The following is a 6,831-nucleotide window of genomic DNA, read 5'->3' as shown; positions in this document are numbered from 1 at the left end:
CAGTTTTCAAAGATCAATCCGCCGCTCAGAAGCGACTTTATTAATATATCATTTCTCAATCACTTCGTCAACAACTTTTTTTAAAATCTTTCAAATGCTGTTAGCGTCTCAAGCGACTGTTTTTCTATAATAACACCTGTTGCCCAGAAGGTCAACAAGTTATTCAAGAAAAATACAAAGATTTTTTTATCCTATCAAATAAAAGAAACCAGCTGTTTGAACCGCAGCTGGTTTCTTCTATATTATATATCATTGTTTTGAGATAGCGATGATATCTTTTTCTTTAAGATCAACAGCGCCAGGCTTATTAATTTTAATTGCCTCACCCTGCTGAAGGTTCGTGAAGACGATCGGTGTAATAATAGAAGTGGCGTTTTCCCCGATATAATCAAGGTCCACTTTCAATAGCGGCTGTCCCGCTTCTACACGGTCATTCTCAGCAATTAACGCTTCAAATCCCTGACCTTTCAGATTAACCGTATCAATACCCACATGAATCAGGATTTCGCGGCCTGAATCAGAAAGGATGCCGATTGCATGCTTTGTCGGGAACATGTTAACAATTTTCCCGTCTACCGGTGAAACTACAGTTCCTTCTGAAGGCACAATCGCAAAACCATCACCCATCATTTTACCTGAGAATACAGCGTCAGGCACTTCTGTAATTGGTTTGATTTCACCTTTTAATGGTGCAATGAATGCATCTTCTTTATGTTCAGTCTGAAGAGCCTCAGGATTTACTTCTTCAATTTGCTGTTCAACTCCGCCTTCAGGAGCTTTTTCAACTGCGCGCGGTCTTTTGCCGCTCATGATATCTTTCATTTGGCCTTTGATTGTTTCAGATCTCGGGCCAAAGATAGCCTGAATGTTGTTTCCAACTTCCAGTACTCCAGATGCGCCAAGTTTCTTCAAGCGTTCTTTGTCTACATTTTTAATATCGTTTACTGATACACGAAGTCGAGTTATACAAGCATCAAGATGAGCGATGTTTTCTTGTCCGCCCATAGCATCAAGAACTTCGTATGGAAGATCTCCGCCTTTGCCTGAAGCAGCTGATTCTTCATCTTCTACTTCTTCACGGCCCGGAGTCATTAAATTAAATTTGCGAATGGCAAATCGGAAGCCAAAGTAATAAATCACAGCAAATACTAATCCAACAGGAATGACAATCCAGGCATTTGTCTGAGGGTTGATTAAACCGAATAGAATATAGTCAATCAAACCACCTGAGAAAGTCATGCCGATTTTTACATCCAGGAGATGCATGGTCATGAACGAAAGACCTGCAAACACTGCGTGTACAGCAAACAGGACCGGAGCTACGAATAAGAATGAGAATTCTAGCGGCTCTGTAATACCAGTTAAAAAAGAAGTTAACGCCGCAGATGCCATAAGGCCACCTACTACCACTTTCTTTTCCGGACGTGCCTCATGATAAATTGCTAAAGCAGCGGCAGGAAGACCGAACATCATGAACGGGAATTTACCAGTCATGAATGTACCTGCAGTAAGGTTTTGTACATTGTCACTGATTTGCGCCATGAAAATCCGCTGGTCACCGCGTACAGTTTCACCTGCATTCGTTACATACTGTCCAAATTCATACCAGAACGGAGAGTAGAAAATATGATGCAGTCCAAAAGGAATCAGCGATCGTTCAATTAAGCCAAATATAAATGCCGATAAAGTCAGGTTCGCATGAACCATGTTTTGCGAGAAGGCATTTAACCCTTCCTGAATTGGCGGCCAGATAACCAGCATCAGCAAACCAAGAACTACTGATGTTGCAGCCGTAATAATGGGAACGAAACGTTTCCCGGCAAAGAATCCTAAGTATGAAGGAAGTTCGATTTCATAGAATTTGTTGTATAATGCAGCAGCGATAATTCCAACTATGATACCGCCGAATACACCTGTCTGCAGAGTTGGAATTCCTAAGATATTCGCATAATTAAGCCCATTTACATCCTCTGCCGTTATTCCGGCAGCCGTACCCATTGTCACGTTCATAATCAAATAACCAATAATGGCAGCAAGCGCAGCTACACCTTCACCGCCAGCCAAACCAACTGCTACACCAACTGCAAATAGCACCGGAAGGTTGGCAAAGACGATATCCCCTGCTTTTTGCATAACCTGGGCAACGATCTCAACCCCGCTATTATCCAGGAACGGAGCCAGCTCAAGAAGCGCCGGATTCTGCAGAGCCGCACCAAGAGCCAGCAGGATCCCCGCTGCAGGCAGCAATGCTACAGGAAGCATCAAGGCTTTCCCGACTTTTTGCAGGACGCCAAATACTTTTTTAAACATATGTTAACCCCCTAAAATTTTTACTCATTAAGCGTTTTCATTTAATAGCGGCAACCATTAAAAAATAAAAAAGGCATGAGGAAAAAAAGATAGAATTCAGGTGCATACAAGGGTATCATACCCTATTTACCTAAATTCAATTACCTTTCTTCACTCATGCCTGATCGAATCAGTAACACGTAAAGACTTGCCATTTCTGGACAAGATACTATCGTAATTAATTTATTTTCTTTTGAAGCCTCTGCAGATGCATTGTCAGATAAACAGCTTCTGCATTAAAGACTGGTTTTTTTAATGTTTGCTGCATTACTTTAATGAGCTTCCAAGAGAGATTGTAGCACACCGGATATTCTTCTTTCAAGAGTGAAGTTATTTTTTCCGGTTCTTCAACGACCTCACCTTTGTTGACCCTTTCAATGGTGAAGCGGATATGGCGGACAAGCCTCATATAATCAATGCTATCTTTATCAATTTGAATGTCCAGCTGGTCTTCAATCATGTTAACGAGATGAGTCACCAGTTGAGAATGCTGATTCACTTCGGATAAATCACGGTTCATTACAGCACTGTGAACGTGCAAGGCAATAAACCCAACCTCTCCTTCCGGCAAATAAATACCGGTGCGATGCCCTATAAGATTTACAACTTCCTGGGCTATTTCGAATTCGAATGGGTAAAGGGTCTTCGTTTCGATAAGAAAAGGATTTCTCATTTCCATCCCTTTCTTCATGCGTGTTATCGCAAACATCAAGTGGTCAGTCAGCGCAACATGGATATGTTCATTAAGCATGGAGTTTGCCTTTTGCTTAATCAATTGGATCGAGGAGATAATCGCTTCATGCAATTCATTCTCCACATAAGGCATGAGCTTCAGATAATTCTCCTGCTCTTTTTCATTTTTAAGCACAAAGAGCTTTTCAGCCAAAGCAGAATCGATTGGCTGGCCCGATTTCCGGTTGAAGCCAATCCCTTTTCCAATCATGACAACTTCTCCTAATGACTCATGGCTGCCAATAAGGACGTTATTATTCAGCACTTTTTTAACCTTATACTCACCCATTCTCTTCTCCCCGCCCATTAAACAAATGTACTCTCATGGTATTAAAGCCTGTCCGGGAAGTCAACGGATTGAGTTTAATAAAATAAAAAGAGACCCGCATTGAAGCGGGCCTAATTCATAATATTACTTCAGGAAAATGAAATACATAACAAATATGACGAACAGCACATACATGATTGGGTGAATTTCTTTGATTCTTCCTTTTACGATCATCGTGATTGGATAGAAGATAAATCCGATTGCGATTCCTGTTGCGATACTGTAAGTCAATGGCATTGCAATAATTGTCAGGAATGCCGGAACAGCGATTTCAAACTTTGTCCAGTCAATATTGCCTAATGATGCAACCATCAATACACCGACAATGATAAGTGCCGGAGCCGTCACCGCAGAAGTAATGACTTCTAAAAGCGGGAAGAAGAATAGTGATAACAGGAAGAATCCTGCTGTGACTATCGATGCAAATCCTGTTCTCGCACCTGCCGCAACCCCTGAGGAAGATTCAATAAAGGAAGTTGTTGTGGATGTTCCGAATATCGCACCAACGACTGTTGCTGTTGAGTCCGCCAGAAGCGCTTTACCTGCGCGCGGCAACTTATTTTCCTTCATTAGTCCCGCCTGGTTGGCAACACCCACTAAAGTACCCGCTGTATCAAAGAAGTCAACGAAAAGGAATGTCAGGACAACGACCAGCATGCTTGTTGAGAAGAATGAAGGGTCGCTGTATGCCCCGAATGCCGCCCCAAACGTTGGAGCCACACTTGGCACGGAATCAACAACCTTTCCTGGAACATCAATTAATCCGGCAATCATCCCAACAACCGTCGTGATTACCATACCTATAAAGATTCCGCCTTTAATTCCTTTTGTCATCAGGATCACTGTTATAACGATGCCGAAAATGGCCAGGAGCACATTCCCGTCAGTAAAATCCCCTAATCCTACAAGGACCGCATCATTGTTGACAATCAGCCCTGCGCTTTGAGCGCCTACAAATGTAATAAACAAGCCGATTCCTGCACTGACCGCATACTTTAATTCAGCAGGAATCGAGTTAATGATTTTTTCACGCAGACCTGAAAGGGATAAAAAGATAAAGATAATCCCTGAGATCAGAACCCCGCCTAATGCATGTTGCCAAGGAATTCCCATCGTTAAAACGACAGTATAAGCAAAAAATGCATTTAATCCCATACCCGGAGCAAGTGCAATCGGATATCTGGCCAGTACACCCATCAACAGGGATCCAATTGCCGCAGCCACTGCTGTTGCTACAAATACTGCTCCATAGTCCATTCTCATGGCATCCGGCAAATCCGGTATATCCATTAACGATAAAGTAATCGGATTAACGACTAAAATATACGCCATTGCTAAAAATGTTGTGAGTCCGCCGATGAATTCACGGCGATAGTTAGTACCAAGTTCTTCAAACTGGAAGTACTTCTTCATTTCTTTTCCCCCTATTGGCTGTCTTTATTTTTTCAATAAAAAAACTCCGGTTTGACTACCGGAGCATTGACAACTGGGCTCGTGCTTGCAATAGGGGAAACTAAAAAATAATGGCAAAAACATCCCTATCTGCACTTACCTCGTAGTCAAGCTATTTACGGTAGCTCGGTAGAAACTTTTGGGCCATATCCCCAATATTATACGACGTAAAACGACATATTTAATTCTTCTTTATCATAGCACCTCAAAAAGTCCCAGTCAATAGAAAAAGCGAACATTTTCATGTCCGCATTTTAACAATGTTCGTATTTTATTCCCACTCGATTGTTGCAGGCGGCTTGCTTGTAATATCGTAAACCACTCTGTTGACATGCGATACTTCATTAACGATTCTAGTTGAAATAATCTCCAGTACATCCCATGGAATACGTGCCCAGTCAGATGTCATGCCATCTATGGAAGTAACCGCACGGATTCCAATAGTATAATCATAAGTCCGGGCATCTCCCATTACACCGACACTGCGGATATCAGGCAGAACCGTGAAGTATTGCCAAATGTCGCGATCAAGCCCTGCCTTTAGGATTTCCTCACGCAATATAGCATCAGACTCGCGCACAATTTCAAGCTTATCTTCTGAGATTTCCCCCAGTACACGGATCCCTAATCCCGGGCCAGGGAATGGCTGTCTCCACACGATTTCATCCGGAATGCCAAGCTCTGTTCCCAATGCACGCACTTCATCTTTAAACAGAGTGTTAAGCGGCTCAATCAGCTTAAATTGCATATCTTCAGGAAGCCCGCCTACATTGTGATGAGATTTAATCGTCTGGGCAGTAGCTGTTCCACTTTCAATAATATCGGTATAAAGTGTTCCTTGTGCAAGGAACTCAATGCCTTCAAGCTTAGCAGCTTCATCATCGAATACATAGATGAATTCATTGCCAATGATTTTACGTTTTTGTTCAGGATCGCTCACACCTTTAAGCTTATTCAAAAAGCGTTCCTGGGCATCCACTTTGATTACATTCATATTAAAGCCATCAGCAAATGTCTTCATGACGCCTTCTGCTTCATCTTTTCTCAGCAGGCCGTGATCGACGAAAATACAAGTCAGCTGGTCTCCGATTGCTTTATGGATAAGGACGGCAACAACAGAAGAATCAACCCCGCCGCTCAATGCGCAAAGAACCTTTTTATCTCCAACTTCCTGGCGGATCTTTTCCATTTCAATTTCAATGAAGTTCTCCATTGACCAATCGCCAGTACAGCCGCAAACGCCGAACACAAAGTTTTTCAGCATATCATTTCCATGAACGGAGTGGCGCACCTCAGGGTGGAATTGAACTGCGTATAAACCGCGCTCTTCATTGCTCATAGCCGCAATCGGGCAAGACGGATTGGTTCCATCCACTGTAAAACCAGCCGGAGCCTCTACAACAAGATCGCCATGGCTCATCCAGACTGTCTGTTCCCGAGGAAGATCTGTAAACAATTTAGATTCATTTTCAATTTTCATGATTGCCTTTCCGTATTCACGGTGCTTGGCAGGTTCTACTTTTCCATCAAAATGCATGGTCATCAGCTGCATGCCATAGCAGATACCAAAAATCGGCAATCCCAGTTCAAATATTTCTTCATCGCATCTGAAGGCATTTTCGCCATACACACTGTTAGGGCCGCCGGAGAAAATAATCCCTTTTGGATTCATTTCCTTGATTTCTGCAGCTGTAATCGTATGCGGATGCAGCTCACTGTAAACACCAAATTCACGAATTCTGCGTGTGATTAACTGATTGTACTGACTTCCAAAGTCCAGCACTACGATCATTTCCTGATTTTGAAGTTCTGTTTTCCCCGTCACACTGTTCACCCCATTAATTTTGTTATATTGCCTTTAGTCTTCTCTCCTGCAGATAAAATATCTAGTAAAAATATAATTTCTCAAGCATTTCATATATTTCAGCGGGAAGCTGGACAATAAAAAAAACCGGAACTCTTTCTCCACA

The 6,831-nt window shown here is 42.4% G+C and carries 4 protein-coding genes and 1 riboswitch; all 4 genes read right to left on the bottom strand.

The window, feature by feature from the left end; genetic code table 11:
* Nucleotides 1-249: 249 nt before the first annotated feature.
* Nucleotides 250-2,310: a glucose-specific PTS transporter subunit IIBC gene (gene ptsG / locus PBF_RS22140; protein WP_035332851.1), complete on the bottom strand. Its 2,061-nt coding sequence runs from the start codon at nt 2,308-2,310 to the stop codon at nt 250-252.
* A 217-nt stretch (nt 2,311-2,527) separates the two neighbouring features.
* On the bottom strand, nt 2,528-3,370 hold the full coding sequence (gene glcT, locus PBF_RS22135) for a glucose PTS transporter transcription antiterminator GlcT (protein ID WP_035332849.1): 843 nt from the start codon (nt 3,368-3,370) through the stop codon (nt 2,528-2,530).
* A gap of 123 nt (nt 3,371-3,493) precedes the next feature.
* Complete coding sequence (locus tag PBF_RS22130; protein ID WP_035332848.1) at nt 3,494-4,822, bottom strand: NCS2 family permease; 1,329 nt, start codon at nt 4,820-4,822, stop codon at nt 3,494-3,496.
* Nucleotides 4,823-4,945: 123 nt separating this feature from the next.
* A riboswitch (purine riboswitch) is annotated at nt 4,946-5,047 on the bottom strand.
* Between the two features lie 85 nt (nt 5,048-5,132).
* Complete coding sequence (gene guaA / locus PBF_RS22125) at nt 5,133-6,653, bottom strand: glutamine-hydrolyzing GMP synthase (protein WP_200870082.1); 1,521 nt, start codon at nt 6,651-6,653, stop codon at nt 5,133-5,135.
* Nucleotides 6,654-6,831 lie beyond the last annotated feature (178 nt).

Source organism: Cytobacillus firmus DS1, from assembly GCF_000565285.1.
Taxonomy (GTDB): Bacteria; Bacillota; Bacilli; order Bacillales; family Cytobacillaceae; genus Cytobacillus; species Cytobacillus firmus_A.
Note: the sequence above shows the minus strand (reverse complement) of the source record. Positions and strands in the feature narration are given on the sequence as shown.